This window comes from Klebsiella sp. S69 (genome assembly GCF_016516145.1).
GTDB lineage: Bacteria > Pseudomonadota > Gammaproteobacteria > Enterobacterales > Enterobacteriaceae > Klebsiella > Klebsiella oxytoca.
This window is the reverse complement of record NZ_JACVUU010000021.1, coordinates 76374-98828: the sequence shown is the minus strand read 5'-3', so window position 1 is coordinate 98828 and position 22455 is coordinate 76374. Positions and strand designations below refer to the sequence as shown.

Sequence of the window (22455 nt, the reverse complement as noted above, 5' to 3'; positions counted from 1 at the left end):
TAATTATGAGGGGTAATTTATGTTCGCAAGATCTCTGGCCCTTGCTGCACTCTGTGGCATGTCTTTCGCAGCTTCGGCAGTCACGGTAGATTTACGTCACGAATTCATTGATGGAGGCAAAACGGATAAGACCAACGCTGACCGCGTCTCCGTCTCCCATCGTTTCGCTAACGGCTTTGGCTTCTCCGTTGAGGCGAAGTGGAAGTCGGGCGGCGATAACACCAGCCAGCCTTATTCTGATTTCGTCGGTAATGGTCATGAAGAGAGCATTAGCTGGCAGTGGAAGGCTAACAAGAACTTCTCGGTCACGCCGGGGTTCAATATTGAAAGTAACGATAGCCGCTCAATCTACAAGCCGAATCTGCGCGTGCAATACAGCTTCGATAATGGTTTCTACGTTGCTGCCCGTTATCGTTATGACTACACCCGCTACCCGGCGAATGCAGGGAAAGAGGATGATAAAGTCAACCGTGGCGATGCGTGGGCCGGTTACGTGTTCGGCGACTGGCGTGCCGAGCTGAACTATGTTTATGCGCGCAGTACCGAAGGGGTTAAACGCAACGACAATAAACCTTACTCTCAGGAGTACAACCTCAAGGTTGCCTACAAGCTGGATAAAAACTGGGCGCCGTATGGCGAGCTCGGCAACGTCGGCGTCAACGATCGCAGCGATCGCCAGACCCGTTTCCGCGTAGGTGTTGCCTACTCATTCTAACTTAAAAAATGTCCTCATCGTTTACCCCGGAGCGGTCAGCCGGGGTTTTCTGTTGGTATTAACTCCTCTTCCCGGAGGCGGTGCTGTGCACCTGTCCGGGCTACCCCATATGCACATCATGTAGCCCGGATAAGCGCAGCGCGATCCGGGGAAAACGCCCAGGCATAAAAAAGCCCTCCAAAAGGAGGGCAAGGCCAGTTACAGAAACACTAACTCAAACAGTGGCTAACGCTATGCCTTCAGCATTTCGGGCTGCGGCGGCAGTTTCGCGATATATACGGCGGGTTTACCGTCTTTATCGGAACTGAACAAAATGGCGCTGTCGTCCGGCGTAAAGGACGGGTGCGGGTGGGTAACCTGGCGGCTATTAGCCACGGTTGCCCAGGACGTATCGTGACGCGCGACGCGGAAATAAGCCTGCTTCGCGACATCGAAAGCGTAGAGATACGGGTCGTTATCAATGGTGTAGCCGCTGGTATCTTTGACGTCCACCGGCGTACCGGAGCCATCGCCCACCAGCAACGTGCCGTCGAAGTTACTCATCAGATGTGAACAGGCCGGCATCTGCATTACCGCTTCATTAACGCCGGTATCCGGGTTGAAACTATAGATCGTGCGACCCTGCTGCCCCTTCAGATATGAGACGTACACCAGCGCCGAGCCGTTCGGTACCCAGAATTCATGGGTGCAGCTTTCGCCTTCCGCATGCTCTTTAACTTTACGCACGTTGCTACCGTCTTCATTTACCATCCACATCCGCGCATCGACCAGGTCATGCGGCCCTTCATGGCAGAAGGCGACGGTATGGTCATCGAAAGGACGATAAATCGGATGGCCCAGCCATTTCTTCTCTTCGTGGATCACGCTGCTTTCGCCGGTTTGCAGGTCGACGCGCAGCAGGCGGCAATGGGGGCCTTTGTGGAAGAAATCGTGGAAAATCTGCCAGTCGTTAAGCGGCGTCCAGTCGCTTTTGGCTATCTCAATGCCAACCAGTTTGGTGCAATCGCTGTTGGCCACCCAGGTGCCGTAGCCCACCCAGTCATCGGCCACGCGATAAACTTCACGTTCTTGCAGGGTGGTGAGGTTAACCTCCAGCAGCGTACGGTCGTTCTTCACGTAATAAAGAGATTTATCATCCGGGGAAAGGAAGCCCCCAAACGTGTTATCGCCGGCGCCTTCCGTTAGCTGCACCGCCTCGGCTTTGGCGAGATCAAGCAGATAGTAGTTCCAGTTGCCGTCGAACTCGCCGGCAAACAGCAAATGGCTGCCATCGTTAAAAAAACACTTCTGATAGAAATAGTTACGATGACATGTCACTTCCGGTGGGGTTAAACGGGTGATCTCCGCGCCGGTGTCCGGATCGCGGCTGACTTCATAATTCAGTTTAACCCGCATGCCTTTAGCCATGATGTACTCCTTTTCCTTCCTGAGGTATCGCCCGCCTGCGTTGACCGGCCAGTGGAAGTAGATTTAAAAGATGGGTGTTAATTTATCAAAACGTCGTTTCATTATTTGTGATGACGGACGCAATTCGCAACAACGATTTGCTCTGGATCGCACTTTTTTTCCGCCGCTTTGGCTCTCGCCAGAACGATCTTTGTTTTCCTGCCGTTTTTTTACGATCCTTCGTCTTTTTTTTAAGTTTATCTAACTAATTGTATTTTATTGAGTTAAATAGGGTTTTCACGGTTTATCAATCACCGCTTCGTGATCTGTTTTGCATTTTTAACATTTAACAGTCTTAAAATTGAAACGATGTTTTAATAATAATTGAAAATGACTTTAGCCGGGGCTAAGATGTGCTCACTGTAAAACGGAACTCTGTTTTATTTTTAGAAGGGTAAATCCCTGAGAGTTCTTCAAACCATAAGGGTCTGCGTAAGCAGCAGGCTGAACTATCAGAACCTTGCCTGTGCCTACACAGGCTCTGAAAGATTAAGGAACCAAGTATGATTCTTGACGCATTCTCCCTGCAGGGCAAAGTGGCCGTTGTGAGCGGTTGTGATACCGGTCTGGGCCAGGGTATGGCGGTCGGCCTGGCGGAAGCCGGCTGCGACATCGTCGGTATCAATATTGTTGAACCGACCGAAACCATTGAGCGCGTAACGGCGCTGGGCCGTCGTTTTCTCAGCCTGACCGCCGACCTGCGTCAGATTGACGGCATCCCGCAGCTGCTGGAGCGCGCGGTAGCTGAGTTCGGTCATATCGACATTTTGGTTAACAACGCCGGTCTGATTCGTCGCGAAGACGCGATCGAATTCAGCGAGAAAAACTGGGACGACGTCATGAACCTGAATATTAAGAGCGTGTTCTTTATGTCTCAGGCAGCGGCGAAACACTTTATTGCCCAGGGCACCGGCGGCAAGATTATCAATATCGCTTCCATGCTCTCTTTCCAGGGCGGTATCCGCGTACCGTCTTACACGGCGTCCAAAAGCGCGGTGATGGGCGTGACCCGTCTGCTGGCGAACGAGTGGGCTAAGCACGGCATCAACGTTAACGCGCTGGCGCCCGGCTATATGGCGACCAACAATACCCAGCAGCTGCGCGCTGACGAACAGCGCAGCAGCGAAATCCTCGACCGTATCCCGGCGGGACGCTGGGGCCTGCCGAGCGACCTGATGGGGCCGGTGGTATTCCTGGCTTCCAGCGCGTCTGACTACGTCAACGGCTATACCGTGGCGGTGGACGGCGGCTGGCTGGCGCGCTAATTTTTGCCGCGATATCCGCGCAATGAGAAACCCTGCTTCGGCAGGGTTTTTTTATGTCTTAATGAGTATTGTCCATATCGTTAAATGAGAATAGTCCATATGGGTTATTTGTTTTTCCGGTGATCATCTATCTATGCCAGGGGTTTCTGCGATTGAAATGCTTATTTTCTGTTCTTTGCAAAGTTGAATGTCCATCACAAAACCACTGCCTGTAGCAACTTAATCCATATCTTTGGCTTGTCCAGCCTGACACTTTAAGCCGCCGATCCCGTAGTTTCATCGTATGTCTTACTTCGTCTGGCAGGAAAAAAATGACCTCTATCAGTCACGACTCTACAACCATGCCGCGTTCGCAGCGCGATACCCGACGTATGAATCAGTTTGTCTCAATTGCCGCCGCGGTGGCGGGTCTGCTGTTTGGCCTCGATATCGGGGTCATCGCCGGGGCGCTGCCCTTTATCACCGATCATTTCGTTTTATCCAGCCGCCTGCAGGAGTGGGTGGTGAGCAGCATGATGCTGGGAGCCGCTATTGGCGCGTTATTCAACGGCTGGCTCTCTTTCCGCCTCGGGCGTAAATACAGTCTGATGGTTGGCGCGGTGCTGTTCGTCGCCGGCTCCGTGGGCTCTGCATTTGCGACCAGCGTTGAAATGCTGCTGGTGGCGAGGATCGTTCTCGGCGTTGCCGTGGGGATCGCCTCGTATACCGCGCCGCTGTATCTGTCGGAAATGGCGAGCGAAAACGTGCGCGGGAAGATGATCAGTATGTATCAGCTGATGGTGACTCTCGGGATTGTGATGGCGTTTCTCTCAGATACCGCGTTTAGCTACAGCGGCAACTGGCGCGCCATGCTTGGCGTGCTGGCGCTGCCTGCGGTGGTGCTGATTATCCTGGTGATCTTCCTGCCAAACAGCCCACGCTGGCTGGCGGAAAAAGGGCGTCACGTGGAAGCGGAAGAGGTGCTGCGAATGCTGCGCGACACGTCAGAGAAAGCCCGCGACGAACTGAATGAGATCCGTGAAAGCCTGAAGCTGAAGCAGGGCGGCTGGGCGCTGTTTAAGGTCAACCGCAACGTGCGTCGGGCGGTATTTCTCGGCATGCTGTTGCAGGCGATGCAGCAGTTTACCGGTATGAATATCATCATGTACTACGCGCCGCGCATCTTTAAAATGGCGGGTTTCACCACCACGGAACAGCAGATGGTCGCGACCCTGGTGGTAGGCCTGACCTTTATGTTCGCCACCTTTATCGCCGTCTTTACCGTCGACAAGGCCGGACGTAAACCGGCGCTGAAAATTGGCTTTAGCGTGATGGCCATCGGCACGCTGGTGCTGGGCTACTGTCTGATGCAGTTTGATAACGGCACCGCTTCCAGCGGCCTCTCCTGGCTGTCGGTGGGGATGACCATGATGTGCATCGCTGGCTATGCGATGAGCGCCGCGCCGGTGGTGTGGATCCTGTGTTCGGAAATTCAGCCGCTGAAGTGCCGCGATTTCGGTATTACCTGCTCCACTACCACCAACTGGGTGTCGAATATGATCATCGGCGCGACCTTCCTGACGCTGTTGGATGCTATTGGCGCGGCGGGAACCTTCTGGCTCTATACCGCGCTGAACGTCGCCTTCATTGGCGTGACTTTCTGGCTGATCCCGGAAACCAAAAACGTCACTCTGGAACATATTGAACGTAAGCTGATGTCCGGCGAGAAACTGCGCAATATCGGCAATTAATTATAATGAGTCGCGCGGCAGCCAGGGGCTGGCAACCCGAACTGTCTCCCGATGGCTGTCGCCGTTTATAATATGCAGGGCGCTCAGGCGCCCGATATCATAGTGCGGTAGCTGCACCGTTGAGAGCGGCGGTAAAAACAGATCGCCAATTCCCACCATATTATCGTAACCCACAACCGCCACATCCTGCGGAATGCGCAGCCCCTGCGCCAGCAGCGTTTGATAAACCATAAACGCGATGCGGTCGTTGCCGCAAATCACTGAATCGAACTGCGGCGTTTGTCGAACGATGTGCGCCAGCACGATGGCGGGAATATCGCGATAGTGCTCATCGCCGTAGGCCATATAGCTGTGGTCGAGCGTATCGGGGTCAATACCCGCTTCCCGGCAGGCGCGCTCCAGTCCCTCGCGGCGGCGGACGGTGGCCAGATGATTGGCCGGAAGATGCAGGCACAGCGGGCGGCGATAGCCAGCGGCCAGCAGCGCCTGTACCGCCGTATACTGGCCCTGTTCGTCGTCCGGAATATAGCTGGCGACCGGATCGTGCAGGCTTTCGCAGTTGGCCAGTACGCAGGGGAGGGTTAACAGCTTGGCCGGAAGCGGCACCTGACGCAGGCCCATCGTGGTGTAAATAATGCCATCCGGGCGATGGGAGAGCAGCAGGTCGACAATGGTTTCCGGGCTATCATCAGAGAACATATTGACCACGAAGCTGTTCCAGCCGTGCGCCCGCGCGGTTTCTTCGATGGAGAGCGTAATCTCTACTGAAAATGGCGTGGTGACGGTATCCAGCGCCAGCACTCCGATAGTGTTTGGCGTCGCATGAGCGCCGCGGATTTTTTTTGCCGACAGGTCGGGGACATAGTTGGTCTGTTCGATTGCCGCCTGGACGCGCGCCAGGGTCTCCGGCTTGAGCCTTTCCGGGCTATTGAGCGCCCGGGAGACCGTCATCAGCGATACATTCGCCAGCTTTGCCACATCTTTCAGAGATGCCATATTTAAGTGCTCCACCCTTGCCGTCGGCGGCGGGTATTACTAAGTTACTGATGTAAAAGGATCATACGATATTCTATCGTACCGCTGGCGCGGGCGCAGGCGATGAATATTTGATCGCGATCTCATTCCTACTATGTTAACGTTAACTTTTGTGATTAACATCATGAATCTCAGCAAAACGAAGTGAGTTTCGCTTTTTGTTAACGTTACCATAATAGTATTACTCCAACATGAGAATGTCATGATGAAAGCGCATCACTCTCACAGCTATCCGTTACTCAGTGCGTTACTGTTTTTCTTTTTCGTGACCTGGTCCTCTTCAGGCTCGCTGCTCTCTATCTGGCTGCACCAGGAAGTGGGCCTTAAGCCGGGGGATACCGGGATTATCTTTTCGGTGCTTTCGGTCTCCGCGCTTTTTGCGCAGGTGTGTTACGGCTTTATTCAGGACAAGCTCGGCTTGCGGAAAAATCTGCTCTGGTACATTACCGTACTGCTGATCCTCTCCGGGCCGGCCTATATGGTGTTTGGCTATCTGCTGAAAATTAACGTGTTACTCGGCAGTATTTTCGGCGGGATTTATATTGGATTGACCTTCAACGGCGGCATCGGCGTGCTGGAGTCCTACACCGAGCGCGTCGCGCGCCAGAGCCAGTTTGAATTTGGTAAAGCACGGATGTGGGGGTCGCTGGGCTGGGCGGTGGCGACGTTCTTCGCCGGATTACTGTTCAACATTAACCCGCATTTAAACTTCGCCGTCGCCAGCTGCTCTGGCCTGGTATTCTTCATTCTCCTGGCGCGCCTGCGGGTCTCTTCTGCGCCGCACGCCATGCAGGAAGCGGTATCGGGCGGTAAAGTGACGCTGGAAGATGCTCTGCGTCTGCTGACCCTGCCGCGCTTTTGGGCGCTGGTCTTCTTCGTGATTGGCACCTGTATTTACGGCGTATATGACCAGCAGTTCCCGGTCTACTTCTCCTCCCAGTTTCCGACGCTGCAGGAAGGTAATGAGATGTACGGCTATCTGAACTCGTTCCAGGTGTTCCTGGAGGCCGCCGGTATGTTCTGCGCGCCGTGGCTGGTTAACCGTATTGGTGCGAAAAACGGCCTGATCTTCGCCGGGATGGTGATGGCCATGCGGATGGTGGCTTCCGGACTGGTGGAAGGGCCGCTGCTAATCTCCATCACGAAACTGCTGCACGCGGTCGAACTGCCGGTGCTGCTGGTCTCCATCTTTAAATACAACAGTTTAAACTTCGATAAGCGTCTTTCATCCACGCTCTACCTGGTCGGCTTTGCCTGCACCAGCTCGGTTATCGCCACCGTCCTGTCGCCGCTGGCGGGCTATAGCTATGAGAAATACGGCTTCGCCCAGTCCTATCTGATTATGGGACTGCTGGTGTTCTGCACCACCTTTATCTCCATCTTCTTGTTGCGTTCAAGCAAGTCCTCTGCGGACCCGCTGATGCCGCAAACTTCCGCTATCTGAATCAAAAGAGTAATGAATATGACCTATTCCATTTCCCGGGCTGAGCAAGAACTGCAGGCTAAACATGAAAAGCTGAACCTGCGCTGGTATCCGCGCTACCACCTGGCCGCCCGCGCGGGCTGGATCAACGATCCTAATGGCCTGGTCTGGTTTGACGGCTGGTATCACGCGTTTTACCAGCACCATCCGTACTCTACCAAATGGGGGCCGATGCACTGGGGCCACGCGCGCAGCAAGGATCTGGTGCACTGGGAGCATCTGCCGGTGGCGCTGGCCCCGGAAGGCCCGGAGGATAAAGACGGCTGCTTCTCCGGCTCGGCGGTGGTGGATGGCGATACGCTGGCGCTAATTTATACCGGGCACAAATTCCACGGCGATCCGAGCGACGAAGCCAATCTTTATCAGGTGCAGTGTCTGGCAACCAGTCGCGACGGCATTCACTTCGAACGTCAGGGGATTGTGGTCGACACCCCGCCGGGTATGCACCATTTCCGCGACCCGAAAGTGTGGCGAGAAGGGGAGAGCTGGTACATGATCGTCGGCGCTCGCGATGGCGATACCGGCCAGGTGCGGCTGTATCGTTCAGCCGACCTGCGCCAGTGGCAGGATGCCGGCGTCCTCGACGAGGCGGAAAAAGAGATGGGCTACATGTGGGAATGCCCGGACTTCTTCGCCCTCAACGGCAAGCATATTCTGATGTTCTCTCCGCAGGGGCTGGCGGCTAAAGGCTATCAAAACCGCAACCTGTTCCAGAGCGGTTATCTGCTCGGTGAATGGCAGCCGGGACAGGCGTTTGTGCGCGAGGGGGCGTTTGTGGAAATGGATCACGGGCATGATTTTTATGCCCCGCAAAGCTTCCTCACTCCCGACGGCCGCCGCATTGTCATCGGCTGGCTGGATATGTGGGAATCGCCGTTGCCGGAGCAGCAGGATGGATGGGCGGGCATGCTTTCGCTGCCGCGTGAACTGAGCCTGAGCGCGGATAATCGGCTACAAATGCGTCCGGCGAAAGAGGTCGAGAGCATGCGCGGCGCCAGCTTCCCGTGGCCGGTGACGACGCTGAAGAACCAGCAGACCACGATGGTGGAAAACTGCGAGGCGATGGAAGCGATCCTCCACTGGGACTGCGCCAGCAGCAACGCAGAGCAGTATGGCCTGAGCTTAGGCGATGGTCTGCGCGTTTACGTGGATGCGCAGATGCAGCGCCTTGTGCTGGAGCGGCATTATCCGCAGTATGGCCTGTGCGGCACTCGCAGCGTCCCATTGACCGAGGGGGCCGATCTGAAGCTGAGGGTATTTTTCGATAGCTCTTCCGTCGAAGTGTTTGTTAATGATGGCGAGGCCTGTCTGAGTAGTCGTATATATCCGGATGCCACTCGCCGTGAATTATCGCTATTTGCCTGGAGCGGTTCGGCGTATTTAACTGAAGCAGGAGCGTGGCAGCTGGAATAATAATTATTGAATGATCGTTAATAACCCGTCTGCGAGGATGGACGGGTTATTATTATCGTGCTTTACCCATAAAATAAAAAATATCATTTAACTAAATAATAAAGGGTTTTCCGATGAATAAAATCTGGGTCGGGTGTGTTCTGACGTCTTTATTTACCCCTCTGGCTAATGCACAGGCGCCGTTATCTCTTGAGGAACGGCTGGCGCAAATGGAACAACGGCTAAAGGCGACCGAGCAGCGGGCGGCCAGCGCGGAGGCAGAAATCCGCGCGCTGAAAGGTCAGGAAGCGCCAGCGGCCACGGTGGCCAGCGCCGCACCGGCTAAACCTGCTTTACAGCTTAATGATTATGGTGAATTAAAATTCTATGGCGACGTTGAGTTTAATATGGACGGAGCCAGTCGTACCGGTAGCCTGACGTCGGTGAAAACCAGTGCCAATAAAAACTGGGCGCCGGGAGATAAGGAACGCTGGGATATTAACGGCCGCATTCTTTTGGGCTTTGATGGATTACGCAAAGGGGCTAACGGTAAATATGCCGGATTCAGCGTACAGCCGCTGGCGGATATGAATGGCAAAATGAATCTTGATGATGCCGCATTTTTCTTCGGTCAGCAGGATGACTGGAAAATTAAAATCGGTCGTTTTGAAGCCTACGATATGTTCCCGCTTAATCAGGATACCTTTATTGAATATTCCGGCAACACGGCCAACGATCTGTATAGCGACGGCTACGGCTATATTTATATGATGAAAGAGGGGCGCGGACGCAGCAGCAGCGGCGGCAATTTCCTGCTGAGTAAAAATATCGATAACTGGTATTTTGAGGTGAATACGCTGGTGGAGGACGGCAGCTCGCTGTTTGTCGATCAGAACTATCACGGCAACGCGCTCGATAATCGTAAAAACGTGGTGTACGTGCGTCCGGTGGCGTCCTGGCAGTCTGGCCCCTGGTCGGTGGCGGCAGCAATGGAGAGTAACCTCGTTAACAATGCTTACGGCTATCAGAATCAGAACGGGCGCTGGGTCGATCAGTCCAGCCGCACCGGCTACGGTATGACCATGAGCTGGAATACGCTGAAGACTGATGCCGAGGACGGAGCGGTGGTGAACCTGAGCACCGCGTATCTGGACGCGGCGGATGAAAAGGATTTCAGCGCCGGTATCAACGCTTTATGGCATCGCGTGGAGCTGGGCTATATCTATGCGCATAACAAAATCGACCAGTTTAATCTTTCCGGCGTGAGCGCGGAGTGCGATGGCGACTGCGCGATTCTGACGCCGGGGCGCTACGACATCCACACTATTCATACCTCCTGGCAGCTGCCGAATATTATGGATATGCCGAACTTTAATATTTATCTCGGGGCCTATGCGTCATGGCTCGATTCATCGGCGGCGAAAAGCGGTAATACCGATGAACGCTACGGCGCGCGGGTGCGATTTAAATATTTCTTCTGACATCTTCCCGGGTCGCGGCGTAAACGCCTTACCCGGGCTACGGGATCGCAGAGGGCTGTTAACCTGTAGCCCGGGCAGGCGCTTTGCGCCGCCCCCGGGGAGAGAATCGGAGCCTGCAATGGATAAGGTTTCCCGGAGGCGATGCTGCGCATCTGTCCGGGCTACGGGATCGCAGAGGGCTGTTGACCTGTAGCCCGGGCAGGCGCTTTGCGCCGCCCCCGGGAGCAGCGCGCAGAGTGGCATAATTTCCCGGAATCGACGCTTACGCATCTGTCCGGGCAGCGGGATTGCTGACGGCGGTAGCCCGGCTAAGCACCGCGCGAGCCGGGACGTTGCCGAATCACTACACCTCCGCCAGATACAGCGCGGGCATACCCTCTTTATCAGAGGTAAACAGCACCCAGCGGTTATCCGGTGAAAACGACGGATGCGGATGCGTCGCCTGGCGCTCGCCCTCAATCACTTTCCACGTAGAGTCGTGGCGGCACACGGCGGTCTGCCTATCGGCGGCAATATCAAACACCCAAATAAACGGATCGTTAAGCTGGATATCGCCGGTGCTGTGCGGCGCGCCGTCGCCGACCACCAGGCTGCCATCGTGATTGCTCATCAGATGCGAACACGGAGGAATCGCCATCAACTGGCGATTTTCCAGCGTTGCCGGGTCGGCGCGATACAGATAGCGATGCGGATCGTTTTCCTGATGCGCGACATAGTAAAGCGCGGAGCCATCCGGTACCCAGAATTCGTGCGTAAAGCTCTCACCCGGCTGGTGCTGGCGAACCTTGCGCATGTTGCTGCCGTCAGCGTTGATAAGCCACATTCTGGCATCGATAGCATCGCGCGGACCTTCATGGCAGAAGGCGATGGTGCTGTCGTCAAACGGGCGGTAAATCGGGTGGCCGAGCCAGCGTTTTTCCTGCAATACCACGCGCTGTTCGCCGCTGCGCAGATCGATATTAATCAACCGGCACTCCGGCTCGGTGAAGTAGAATGCGCGGAACTTGCCCCAGTCGGTCAACGGCTGCCAGTCGCTTTTTTTGATTTCGATTCCGACCATCTGACTGCAATCGCTGTTGGCGACCCAGGTCCCGTAGGCTACCCATTGGTCATCCACCTGATATACGACCTGTTCCTCCAGCGAGGCCAGATCCACGCGGCGCAGCTGCTGGTTGTTTTTCACATACCACAGAGACCTGTCGTCGGCGGAAAGGAAACCGCCGAAGGTGTTATCGCCCGGCCCGTCGGTGAGCTGGGTCGCCTGCTGGCCGGCGATATCGAGTAAATAGTAGTTCCAGTGGCCTTCAAACGCGCCGCCGAAAATTAGCTTGCCGCCATCCCGGGTAAAGCATTTTTGATAGAAATAGTTGCGATGGCAGATAACATGCGGTGGCGTCATCCGGATCACCTGGTGACCGGTTTCGCTGTCCTGCGTGTGCAGAAAGCTCAGCGGGATGATTTTGCCTTTCATGATTCACTTCACTCCTTGCTAAAAAAATACCCCGCAGCCGGAGCTGCGGGGTAGGTTCCGATAACAGGCAATTAGCGCATCGCGCGGCGCAGGATGCGGTCAGACTGACGCTGGAAGTCAATTGCCGTCTCTTCCACGGTTTTCTGCCCGTAGTCGATGTACTGCAGAGAGGTGCCGAACTGGGCGACGATCTGCGGGTCATCAAAGTACGGCGACACCGAGAGTTTGGCCGGCAGGGACTGCGCCAGGCGCAGGCCCGATACCGCCGGATCGTCCTCTTTGATCGCGCCGTTTTCGGTCAGGTATTGCACCGCCACTTTGCTCAGCGGCACGCCGCGTTCAAGACCCAGCGTCTCAACCCCTTCTTTGCTGTTCAGCAGGAAGTTGATCACCTTCGCCGCCGCTTCCGGATTTTTGGTGGATTTACCAATGGAGAGCATCTGCGCAGGTTTAAAGAACAGACCTGCGTCGGTAGCGCCCGGCAGCATCGGATAGCTTCCCAGCTCCAGCTTCGCCGGCGGCTTCAGGTTGTCGGAGTATTTGTTAATAGTGGAGTTCCACATATAGGTCCCCGCCCACTCACCCTGAATCCACGGCTTCATTTCATACATGTTGCTCTTACCGAACGAGGCATAGTACTTGGTGTCCGGCATCACGTGGCTGTCGATAAGCTTTTTATACATCTGGAAGAATTCGACCCACTGCTCTTTGCTGTAGGAGAATTTCTTGGTTTTTTCATCGATAGCCGGCTGGTTGTACTTCTGAATCATATATGAATTGAGCAGCGCCAGAGTATCCTGGTGCTCCAGCACGACCGGGTAATACTGTTTGCCCAGCTTGCTCTCAAAGGTTTTACCCGCCGCCATCAGCTCGTCCCAGGTTTTCGGGTACTCGACGCCCGCTTTTTTCCAGGTTTCATCGTTAAAATAGAAGACGCGCGCGGTCACGGAAATAGGTATACCGTTAAGCTTGCCGTCTACCGTGGTGGTTTGCAGCTCTTTGGCATCAAACTGGCTCAGGTCGATCACGTCCTTCATCTTGTTGAGATCGTAGAAGCCTTCGCCGTTTTTCGAAAAGATTGGCAGCCAGTTCCAGTTAGTTTGCATCACGTCCGGCTCGGTACCGCCGGCGATTTGCGTGGTCAGGCGCGAAAGATGGCCGTCCCAACCGGTATATTCCGCTTTAACGTTGATATCCGGGTTTTGTTTATGAAACTCTTCCAGCGCCTTGAGGGTCACCTGGTGACGGCCGTTGCCGCCCCACCATGACATACGCAGGTCGACATCCTTTGCCATAGAAGGCAACGCGGTAAGGCCCAAAGTGGCGGAGATTGCGGCGCTTAAAAGCACTTTTTTCATTTTAATACTCCAGGGTTCACAGAGAGATGTTCTGTTCAGTTTTGGCGTCAAAGATATGACACTTGTTGAGATCGAATTTGAAATGCACCGTGCGATGAAGTCCTTTCTCAATCATTGGCTTCGCTTCATCTGAAGGCACGCGGGCGGTCAGTTCATAATCGGCCACCTTCAGGTAGACGAAGAATTCATGGCCCATGTTTTCCACGCGCACCATCTCGCCGGGGCAGGAGCCTTCAGCAAACGGTTCATCGGAGATAGAGACAAATTCCGGACGCACGCCAAAGAACACCTGCTGGTTCTTATGGGTGTCGACCTTGCTCTGCAGTCGGTCGTTTAGCGGCAGCAGCCCGTCGCCAACGGTCAGATGCAGGCGACCCGCTTGCTCAACCAGCTGGCTGGGACGAATATTCATCTCCGGCGCGCCGATAAACCCGGCCACAAACATGTTTTTCGGCTTGTGATAGAGGTTGTCCGGGGTATCCACCTGCATGATATGGCCCAGTTTCATCACGCAGATGCGGTCGCCCATGGTCATCGCCTCGGTCTGATCGTGGGTGACGTAGACGGTGGTCGCCGGTTTACCGGATTTTTTCAGCTGCTTATGCAGGTCGGAAATACGAATACGCATCGAGGCGCGCAGCTTGGCGTCAAGGTTAGAGAGCGGTTCATCGAACAGGAATACATCCGGTTTCTTCACAATCGCGCGGCCAACCGCTACGCGCTGTGCCTGTCCGCCGGAGAGCTGACGCGGCAGGCGGTCCAGCAGTTCTTCCAGCTCAAGGATTTTCGCCGCTTCGTTTACCTGGGCCTCAATCTGGTCTTTTGGCAGCTTGCTCAGCTTCAGACCGAAGGCGAGGTTCTCGCGCACCGTCATATGCGGATAGAGCGCGTAGTTCTGGAACACCATCGCAATGCCGCGCGCTTTTGGCGCGAGATTATTTACGATTTTTTCGCCGATCCGCACTTCGCCGCCGCTGATAGTTTCCAGACCAGCCAGCATGCGCAGGGTAGTCGATTTGGCGCAGCCGGACGGCCCAACGATAACCATAAACTCGCCGTCCGCGATTTTCAGATCGATACCATGTACCGCCTTGAAGCCGTTGGAGTAGACCTTTTCCAGTTTGTTGAAAATAACTTCAGCCATGATATTTCCCTCTTAACCTTTAATTCCGCTGCTGGTAACGCCCTGTACGAAGTAGCGTTGTGCCAGGAAGAACACGATGATGGACGGCAGAATGGAGATACTCGCCATTGCCAGAATTTCGTTCCACGGAGCGCCTTCCGTGACGTCGATGGACATTTTCAGCGCCAGCGCGATGGGGTATTTATCCACGCTGTAGACGTAAATCAGCGGACCGATAAAGTCGTTCATGGACCACATGAACTGGAACAGCGCCACCGAGATAATCGCCGGTTTCAGAATTGGCACCACCACGTACCACAGCACCTGAATGGAATTGCAGCCGTCAATCTGCGCCGCTTCTTCCATGTCGCGCGGAACGCCGCGCAGGAACTGAATCAGCATGAAGACGAAGAACCCCTGAGTGGCGAAGGCCAGCGGCAGGTACAGCGGCAGATAGCTGTTCAGCATGCCCATTTCGCGGAACATCAGATACTGCGGGATCAGCAGTACGGTGCTCGGCAGGAGCATGGTGGTGATCAGCGTAGCGAACCAGAATTTCTTCCACGGGATTTCGAAGCGGGCAAAGCCGTAGGCCACGATGGTGGAGGAGATAATGGTCAGCAGCACTTTCGGGATCACATACTTAAAGGTGTTCAGCATGTAGTGGCCGAAGTTGTACTCGGTGCCGGTTTTCCAGCCGTTGATAAAGCCATCCCAGGTCGCGTGGGCAGGCCACAGGCTCAGGGTGGTGAAGATCTCGTGGTTCGGTTTGAACGACGCCGAGAACATCCATACCAGCGGGTAGAGCATCAGCAGGCCGACGAACAGCAGGATCACATAGCGAATCGAGCGGCTTATTTTTTCACGGCGCAGCGTCCGCGCGACTTCACGTTCAGCGACGTCCCTTGCTTCAGTGATTTGTTGGATATCAGCCATTTTTGCCTCCCTTATCGGCGGAGTAGAACACCCAATATTTCGAAGACTTAAACGCAATGGCGGCAAACACCGCGACCACCAGGAACAGCACCCATGCCAGCGCCGCACCGTAGCCCATATCGAAGTACTTAAAGGCGGTGTCGTAGATATAGAGCGAGAACAGATAGGTGGAGTAGGTTGGGCCGCCGCCGGTGATGACGTACGGGCCGGTAAACTCCTGGAACGCCTGGGTAGTCTGCATGATGAAGTTGAAGAAAATCACCGGTGTGATTAGCGGCACCGTGACCTTCATAAACATCTGCCATTTTGAAGCGCCATCGATCATCGCCGCTTCATATTGTGATTGTGGAACGTTCTGCAGCGCCGCAAGGAAGATGACCATCGCTGAGCCAAACTGCCAGACGCGCAGCAGGGTAACGGACATCAGGGCCAGCGAAGGCTCGCCGAGCCAGTTGACCGGGTCGAAGCCGAGCACGCCGATAAAGCTGTTCAGCAGGCCGTCGATAGCAAACAGCGCGCGCCACAATACGGCAATCGCCACCGAGCTACCGAGTATCGACGGGATGTAGTAGGCGGTACGGAAAAAACCGATGCCGCGCAGCTTAAAGTTGAGGACAAACGCGATCCCCAGAGCGAAAGCCAGTTTTAACGGGATGGTTAAAAAGACATACGCGAACGTCACGCCCATGGATTTCCAGAAGAGACCATCTTCGGTCAGCATGTAGCGATAGTTTTCGATGCCGTTAAACACCGGTGGACTCATCAAATCGTACTCAGTGAAACTGAGGAAGAAAGATGAAACAAAGGGAAAGGCGGTAAAGACTATCAACCCTATGATGTAGGGCGATATCCATGCCAATCCCAGCATTTTGTTTTCATTCATACATACCTACCTGGCTTACGAGTTTGTAATACGGATTCGGGGTTACTGCCTTTCCCGCGGCCCGTGCCGCCGGAAAGTTAATGCGTTCCTGGTATGTCAGCGGTAAATCCTTCCCTGGCGATGGTTGATTGGTTAAAACTTTTCTTTCTTCTTATCCCTGAAGAACATGTGTTTTTTGATTTTGTCTTACCCGGCGTCCTGATTTTGTAAAACGCCGTTTTAATTTTATTTTATTGCTATTTATTACGGAGTCATTCGGTTGATCGCGGAAATGTGATCAAAGTCGAAACGATGTTTCAAAAAGGTGCTGGAGCGCGCATTTTGCAGAGATGAGAGGTCAGAGATACGGATGAGAGTCCGACGGAGAGAGGCTGGTCAGGCGAAATTGCTTGCGCTGCTAATCATTGCGGTGCGACATACTTTATGACAATTATTTGTAGCGGAAAAGTTCAGAAAATGGTGGGCATGCGCGGCATGCCCTGGAGATGAAGCGCTACTTTTGCAGAAAATCCTGACGAACAGGGGTGAAGGTATCCAGCAGCGTTCCCGCCTTGAGACAAACGCAGCCGTGCATAATTTCCGGTTTCTTGTAGAGCGTATCGCCGGCGCTGACCACGTGCTTTTCATCACCGATGGTGAACTCGAACTCGCCTGAGAGCACGTAGGTAAGCTGTTCATGGGGGTGGTTATGCATCGGCCCAATGGCGCCTTGTTCGAAGTTCACTTCAACCGCCATCATTTTGCCATCGTGCGCAAGAATGCGGCGCGTGACGCCATTACCCAGATCTTCAAGGGTGGTCTCTTTATGAAAAATAAACATCCGATGGTCCTGTGATTAATTGAAACAATGTTTCATTTAATCTATCCCATAATCCTGAAAAAGGAAACGATCGTCGGGAGAAGTGGAAAGTCGATCACAACTTTGTTCTACTGGAAAACTCACACAAGGAGGGATGATGAAAACGATTGGTCTGTTAGGCGGTATGAGCTGGGAATCAACGATTCCTTACTACCGGTTGATAAATGAAGGTATTAAAGCACGCCTCGGCGGTCTGCACTCCGCCAGCCTGCTGTTGCACAGCGTCGATTTCCACGAAATTGAAGCCTGTCAGTCAAACGGCGACTGGGAACGCGCGGGCGAGATCCTCGCGCAGGCGGCCTTCGGCCTGCAGCAGGCGGGCGCCGAGGGGATCGTCCTGTGTACCAACACCATGCATAAAGTCGCGCAGGCGATAGAAACGCGCTGCGACGTGCCGTTTTTGCATATTGCCGACGCTACCGGACGAGCGATTATCGCAAAGGGCCAGCGCCGCGTTGCGCTATTAGGCACGCGCTATACTATGGAACAGGATTTTTATCGCGGCCGCCTGCAGCAGCAGTTTGCTATTGATACGCTGATTCCGGAAGCTGAAGATCGCACGCGGATTAACCAGATCATTTTTGATGAACTGTGCCTCGGCGTCTTTAATGCGCATTCACGCGACTACTATCTGCAGGTCATTGAGGTTCTGGCAGAGCAGGGGGCGGAAGGGGTCATTTTCGGCTGTACCGAAATCGGCCTGCTGGTACCGGAAGAGCGCAGTCCGCTGCCGGTGTTTGATACCACAGCGATTCATGCGGCGGACGCGGTGGAGTTTATGCTGTCTTGATTCATTAATGAAATCATCTCCTCCCGGTTATGAGAGGAGATGATCGTGGTGAAAACAAAGGTTATATACTGTTCAGGCTTGGGCTAAATTCTACAGTCAATTTACCTTTATAATAACCGGCTGATTTTTGCGCCACCTTGAATTTTTTGACGGTCAGCCGCAGCGGCGTCGGTGCGCAAAGTACCGGATAGGTGATTGAAGGCAGACGCACCGGGCGTATTTGATCCTGACCGTTTACGCCAGCCGAGATCTTCACTGCTTCGGAGTTTTTCATCGTCATCCAGCTGTGAGTATGGGGGTTAAACATCTCCACCCGGTAGTCTATCCGCTCGCTCTCACCGGTAGTGGCGTTTGCCGTGTTATAAATGGAGAACTCTCCATTTTGTCGCGCCGGTGCGCTTTTCCCTTCATCTCTGAAGGAGAGAGTCATACTGTCGCTGTTAGAGTTAAAGCCGTCATACAGGCACATATCCAGCGTGGTAACATCCTCTGCGTAGCTGTTGCCCGTCACGGAGCCGACAGGATGCAGGTCAAGTTGCACCAGTGGATTGGCGCTGTTAAATTCCGGGAAAAAAATGTCCTGTTTACCGGGCGCTTTACCCTTGAGGGTGATATTGGCTAAATAAGTGAACGATCCTTTGCCACCCAGCTGATTCCAGCCAATCTTCAGTTGTCCTTCCCATACACCGCCAATGGGAAGAGCATTCATTTCGCTTTGTGGGATCCAAACTGTCAGTGTTTTTGTATTATTCGTAACGTCACCACTTTTGCCTGTGCAACCGTTTACCGAATTAAATACTGTTAATGCCCACCGGGGTCCGCAATATACGGATTGAGAAGGATCGTTTACATCATAATAAATACTTTGCTGGTAAGCCTGTAGTTTTAATTTATGTTCCATACCACTTCTTTTTTCTTTTAATATCATGGTAATGGTTGAACCTGTACTTTGTGCACTACATGTCTGTCGGATACTGGAGTAAGAACAGATATAACTGCCATATTGAGAATTGTAATTCAGTGTTGTACCAGGGTAGTCATCGTGCCAAAGATAGACATCAGCAGGAGCACCAGAAGGTATTTCATAGTTTTGCAAGGTACTGGTCGCAGGCGTTGGTCCATTAATCACAACAGCCTGTGCGCTACAACTTCCTATTAGACAACACAGCATTAAAAATTTTATCAATTTCATTGCACACTCTCCCTTTGTGCGGTTTCCAGCGCCTGTCTGCGCTGCGACTGCTTAAGCTGCGCCTGAACCTGAATTGGCGATGGCAGTTGATCGTAGGCCACTACGGAGCACTGAATATCCCCAGCAAAGCGAATGCTGGCGCGTTTCTTCAGCACCTTCAGCGGGCACTTCAGGAAGCTCTGCCCGGCCAGCACGTAGAGATCGCGTGATGAGCCCTGCATTTCCAGCGTGAAGCCGCCGTCGTCCGCCATCAGCAGCATCGCGCTATTTAAGCCAATCACCGGATACTGCTTCAGCGCTTCGGGCAGCAGCAGTCGACCGATGTAGTTGTAGTTAAAGGTGGCTGACACTTCGCGGTAGCGCAGTTTGCCCGGCAGCAACATCAGGCTTTGTTTACCCGAACCGGCAATCAGGTTGGTGGTACCGGTCTGGTGTTTACGCGCGCTGTCGTTGACGTCGACGTAGCCCATCTCATAGCCAGTGAAAGGGAACAGGACCGATTCATCGCCGGTCAGGCTGGCCTTGCTGCCGTTGGTAGTGGCATCGACGGACAGTTCATCGTTGTCGGCGTCGTCCATTTTTTTCACCGCAATAAGAACTGCTGCCGATGGGTCACCGTTACCCGCACGGCCAACCTGAATCCCGTGGAGGCTGACGGCGAGCGTGGAGCTATAGCTGCCGGTAAAGGCGGTACTGTGCTCGCGGTCCTGGGTATCATAGCTGTCGGTGAGATAAGCACTGAGGTTGCCATACAAGCCATCGATACGGCCGTTAACGCCGCTGTCCAGCGTGTCGGTATTAATACCGCCCAGGCTGACGCCCACTTCTTTATGGTTCACGTTATCGTCATACCAGGTGCGAGACAGGTTCCAGGCGGTCTGGTCGCTGCTGTTATTGCTGGTACGATAATCGGTGCTAATGGTGGTGCTGCGGCTGCGTGCGTTATTGTCCTGACGCGGCGTCTCGCTAAAGGTGAACATCAGATAAGCGCCGTTATCGTTACGGCTGCTGCCGCTGTCATTGCGGGTAAATACGCCAAGGTTGGTGTTGAGGATCCAGTTCGTCAGGCTAAAGGATCGCGATGCGCTGAACTGTACGCTATCCGATGTAGAGTTGGCGTTAGTCTGGCTGAAATAGTTGTCGCTAAAGTTTTCGTCATTGTCCCAGCGAGTATGGTAGTCCGCATGGTTGCGAGTGCGGTTCCAGTTTAACGACAGGTTCCAGCTTAAGACGTTTTGCGACAGACCTGCGCTGATGCTCTCAAAACAGTTGAGATCGTAATCTTCAGAATCGTTATCGCCGGAACACTGTCCGCCGTTGGTGTCTTTACGGTAGAAGTTCAGTGAGGGCCAATTCTCGACCCGCCAGTTGAGCTGCTGCATATTGCCGCGACCGCCCTGGTCGTTATAGAAAAAGCCGGTTTGCAGATCCATATCGCCAAAGGCGCCTAGCGCAGGCGTAATATGGCTGTTAATTTCTGCCGAAAAATTATTGTCCACCGAGGCGACGCCAAGCATGAGTTCGCTTTGCGCCGTCACCGGGATCCGCAGGCCCGCCTGCGCGGAGGTAGCGCCGTCATCGCTATAGTTGGTTGAAGAGCTGGAATCATCCGCCAGCTTACCCGCCTGAAGGAACCACTGGATATGGCCATCCGTCATGCTCCCCGTTTTGGTAAAGGGAACCACTTCTGTGCGGGCGAGCTGGTTGCTTTCATAAACTTTTAGCTGCAGGGTGTAGCTTCCTGAAGGGAACGAGCTGGTGTCCAGCGACTGGTTGCCGCCGTTCAGGTAAAACGAACCCAGCAGTTGGTTATCGCGGTAGACATCGACGCGCGAGCTGCGGGAAAGCAGTACGCTTACCGGTGTTCCCTGACCCGCCTGTTCGCGGTTGAGGTAGCTCAGGGTCGACCCTGCGCGAACGCCGTCAAAGGCATCGAGCGGCAGGAACGAGAAGTTAAAGTTACCGCCATCAAGATTGTACAGGCTCCGACTGTCCATTCGCCCGCCCTGAACATAAAATCTCTGCAGAAGGTCGTAGCGATAGTAGAGTTCGCTGACGTCAGCGTCCGTTTCGGTTTCGCCATCGCTTTCGTTACCGTTCAGGCTCCAGTAAGCACCGATGTAACTGTTGCCCGTAACGCCCAGCGCGCCGGTACCCTGCAACCATGCCGATTTATAGTCGTCCTGAATGGAGACATTAATATCTTGCTGGTGAACGAAGGCATTAACGATATCGTCGCCTTGAGTGGGGGACAGATAAAGCGTGTCTTTACCGTTTTCTGGATACCACTCTTTATTAAGAAATAAGGAGACGGAGTTTTGCTCGCCGTTATAAATCAACGCGACATCGTTGGTGGTCAGGTAGCCGCAACCTGTGCTGTGATTAATGATGCTGCATGCTAGTTCGCCGTGACGCTCAAGAGGTTGGCCGAGCTTTGTAGAAATAGCTTTAAGCCGTACAGGGTCGTTATCCAGCCCCATTGCAGCAATAATCTTTTGCGGTTGATCGAACTTGACGGAGTCAAGGCTGACGGTGGCATAAAATTTGCCTAGATTACGTCCCGCGAGGTTTACGTCAAGGTATTCCTGTTGACCGAGTACGATAATTTCAAATCCTGGAGGAATTTTCTCGGTACGTGCATTTGCAACATTGAGTATGGAAAATATTAATAGTCCAAGAATTGATCTTTTCATTACTCAATCTTCGTCCCTGAAATAATATAAATGAACCGAAGAGGTTTCTTCGGTTCATTACGCTTTTAATTACTGAGTTACTGGAGCCGTTGTTGCCTGGTACAGATAGATGCTGACTACACCCTGGTAGGTGCCAGTCGCCAGAGGTTCCTGAGTTGCCTGAGCGATCTGCAGGGTTTTAGCAACAGAACCGGTCTGCAGAGCAGTATCCGGATTCGGGAACAGTTCGGTCGCTTTCAGAGTCGCTGGGGTAGTTGAAAGCTGTTCGCCGCCCCAGGTAACGCTCATCGGAACGGTTGAACCGCCCAGGCTGTTAACCAGTACTGCATCGCTGGTCAGCTGCATCATGACATCTTTCGCGGTGTCGTTTGCCCAGATTTTGGTCTGCAGCTGATACGGTACCAGGCCGGTGCCCGGGATATACTGCATATCAACGTTCTTCGGCAGCGCAGAGTTGTCGACCTGAGTCATATCCAGGGCAGCGTCAACGTTTGCAGTTACGGTAATGTCTTTTTGTACTGCCATAGCAGAACCCATTACGGATACCATTGCTAAAGCAAGTAAAGATTTAGAAATTGCTGCTTTCATTTACTTATATTCCAT

Annotated in this window: 18 protein-coding genes; 7 read left to right on the top strand and 11 right to left on the bottom strand. The window is 53.7% G+C overall.

Annotation, left to right across the window (positions count from 1 at the left end):
• The first annotated feature begins 19 nt into the window (after positions 1 to 19).
• Complete coding sequence (locus IAE27_RS20285) at positions 20 to 715, top strand: porin (protein WP_004105324.1); 696 nt, start codon at positions 20 to 22, stop codon at positions 713 to 715.
• Positions 716 to 946: 231 nt separating this feature from the next.
• On the opposite strand, the gene IAE27_RS20280 is transcribed toward IAE27_RS20285, so the two are convergent.
• The gene (locus tag IAE27_RS20280; protein ID WP_004105320.1) at positions 947 to 2122 is read right to left on the bottom strand and encodes an oligogalacturonate lyase family protein; all 1176 of its coding nucleotides are present in this window, start codon (positions 2120 to 2122) and stop codon (positions 947 to 949) included.
• 542 nt (positions 2123 to 2664) lie between these two features.
• On the opposite strand from IAE27_RS20280, the gene kduD reads away from it, so the two are divergent.
• Complete coding sequence (kduD, locus tag IAE27_RS20275) at positions 2665 to 3426, top strand: 2-dehydro-3-deoxy-D-gluconate 5-dehydrogenase KduD (protein ID WP_004105319.1); 762 nt, start codon at positions 2665 to 2667, stop codon at positions 3424 to 3426.
• Positions 3427 to 3737: 311 nt separating this feature from the next.
• The gene (locus tag IAE27_RS20270; RefSeq protein ID WP_004105316.1) at positions 3738 to 5156 is read left to right on the top strand and encodes a sugar porter family MFS transporter; all 1419 of its coding nucleotides are present in this window, start codon (positions 3738 to 3740) and stop codon (positions 5154 to 5156) included.
• Here IAE27_RS20270 and IAE27_RS20265 read toward each other — a convergent pair whose 3' ends face one another.
• Positions 5157 to 6152, bottom strand: a complete 996-nt coding sequence (locus IAE27_RS20265; protein WP_004105314.1) for a LacI family DNA-binding transcriptional regulator — start codon at positions 6150 to 6152, stop codon at positions 5157 to 5159.
• Between the two features lie 241 nt (positions 6153 to 6393).
• Here IAE27_RS20265 and IAE27_RS20260 point away from each other — a divergent pair, with 241 nt between their 5' ends.
• From IAE27_RS20260 to IAE27_RS20250, 3 genes are all read left to right on the top strand, one after another.
• A complete protein-coding gene (locus tag IAE27_RS20260; RefSeq protein WP_004105313.1) occupies positions 6394 to 7635 on the top strand; it encodes an MFS transporter in 1242 nt (413 codons plus the stop codon).
• Between the two features lie 18 nt (positions 7636 to 7653).
• Positions 7654 to 9087, top strand: a complete 1434-nt coding sequence (locus IAE27_RS20255) for a glycoside hydrolase family 32 protein (RefSeq protein WP_017145468.1) — start codon at positions 7654 to 7656, stop codon at positions 9085 to 9087.
• Between the two features lie 113 nt (positions 9088 to 9200).
• Positions 9201 to 10547 carry a carbohydrate porin gene (locus IAE27_RS20250; protein WP_070557733.1) on the top strand — a complete coding sequence of 449 codons (1347 nt, stop codon included), beginning with the start codon at positions 9201 to 9203 and terminating at the stop codon, positions 10545 to 10547.
• Positions 10548 to 10890: 343 nt separating this feature from the next.
• Here IAE27_RS20250 and IAE27_RS20245 read toward each other — a convergent pair whose 3' ends face one another.
• The 6 genes from IAE27_RS20245 to IAE27_RS20220 all read right to left on the bottom strand — a co-directional run bounded on the left by IAE27_RS20245 (position 10891) and on the right by IAE27_RS20220 (position 17138).
• Complete coding sequence (locus IAE27_RS20245) at positions 10891 to 12021, bottom strand: oligogalacturonate lyase family protein (protein ID WP_032692184.1); 1131 nt, start codon at positions 12019 to 12021, stop codon at positions 10891 to 10893.
• Positions 12022 to 12089: 68 nt separating this feature from the next.
• Complete coding sequence (locus tag IAE27_RS20240; RefSeq protein WP_004105307.1) at positions 12090 to 13376, bottom strand: ABC transporter substrate-binding protein; 1287 nt, start codon at positions 13374 to 13376, stop codon at positions 12090 to 12092.
• Between the two features lie 16 nt (positions 13377 to 13392).
• Positions 13393 to 14520: an ABC transporter ATP-binding protein gene (locus IAE27_RS20235; RefSeq protein ID WP_004105304.1), complete on the bottom strand. Its 1128-nt coding sequence runs from the start codon at positions 14518 to 14520 to the stop codon at positions 13393 to 13395.
• Between the two features lie 12 nt (positions 14521 to 14532).
• Positions 14533 to 15435: a carbohydrate ABC transporter permease gene (locus tag IAE27_RS20230; protein ID WP_004105302.1), complete on the bottom strand. Its 903-nt coding sequence runs from the start codon at positions 15433 to 15435 to the stop codon at positions 14533 to 14535.
• Positions 15428 to 16318 (bottom strand): carbohydrate ABC transporter permease, encoded by an 891-nt coding sequence (locus IAE27_RS20225; RefSeq protein ID WP_004115132.1) that lies wholly within the window; start codon positions 16316 to 16318, stop codon positions 15428 to 15430. Before IAE27_RS20225 ends, IAE27_RS20230 begins: the two co-directional genes overlap by 8 nt.
• A 493-nt stretch (positions 16319 to 16811) precedes the next feature.
• Positions 16812 to 17138 (bottom strand): cupin domain-containing protein, encoded by a 327-nt coding sequence (locus IAE27_RS20220; protein ID WP_004105284.1) that lies wholly within the window; start codon positions 17136 to 17138, stop codon positions 16812 to 16814.
• A 136-nt stretch (positions 17139 to 17274) separates the two neighbouring features.
• Here IAE27_RS20220 and IAE27_RS20215 point away from each other — a divergent pair, with 136 nt between their 5' ends.
• The gene (locus IAE27_RS20215) at positions 17275 to 17967 is read left to right on the top strand and encodes an aspartate/glutamate racemase (RefSeq protein WP_200092825.1); all 693 of its coding nucleotides are present in this window, start codon (positions 17275 to 17277) and stop codon (positions 17965 to 17967) included.
• 61 nt (positions 17968 to 18028) lie between these two features.
• On the opposite strand, the gene IAE27_RS20210 is transcribed toward IAE27_RS20215, so the two are convergent.
• The 3 genes from IAE27_RS20210 to IAE27_RS20200 all read right to left on the bottom strand — a co-directional run bounded on the left by IAE27_RS20210 (position 18029) and on the right by IAE27_RS20200 (position 22440).
• Entirely contained in the window at positions 18029 to 19159 is a 1131-nt protein-coding gene (locus IAE27_RS20210; protein ID WP_115239249.1) for a CfaE/CblD family pilus tip adhesin, read from the bottom strand.
• Positions 19156 to 21852, bottom strand: coding sequence for a TcfC E-set like domain-containing protein (locus IAE27_RS20205; RefSeq protein WP_200092819.1), 2697 nt, complete (start codon positions 21850 to 21852; stop codon positions 19156 to 19158). The genes IAE27_RS20210 and IAE27_RS20205 overlap by 4 nt, the downstream gene beginning before the upstream one ends.
• A 69-nt stretch (positions 21853 to 21921) precedes the next feature.
• Positions 21922 to 22440 (bottom strand): CS1 type fimbrial major subunit, encoded by a 519-nt coding sequence (locus IAE27_RS20200; protein ID WP_004115121.1) that lies wholly within the window; start codon positions 22438 to 22440, stop codon positions 21922 to 21924.
• Positions 22441 to 22455: the final 15 nt, after the last annotated feature.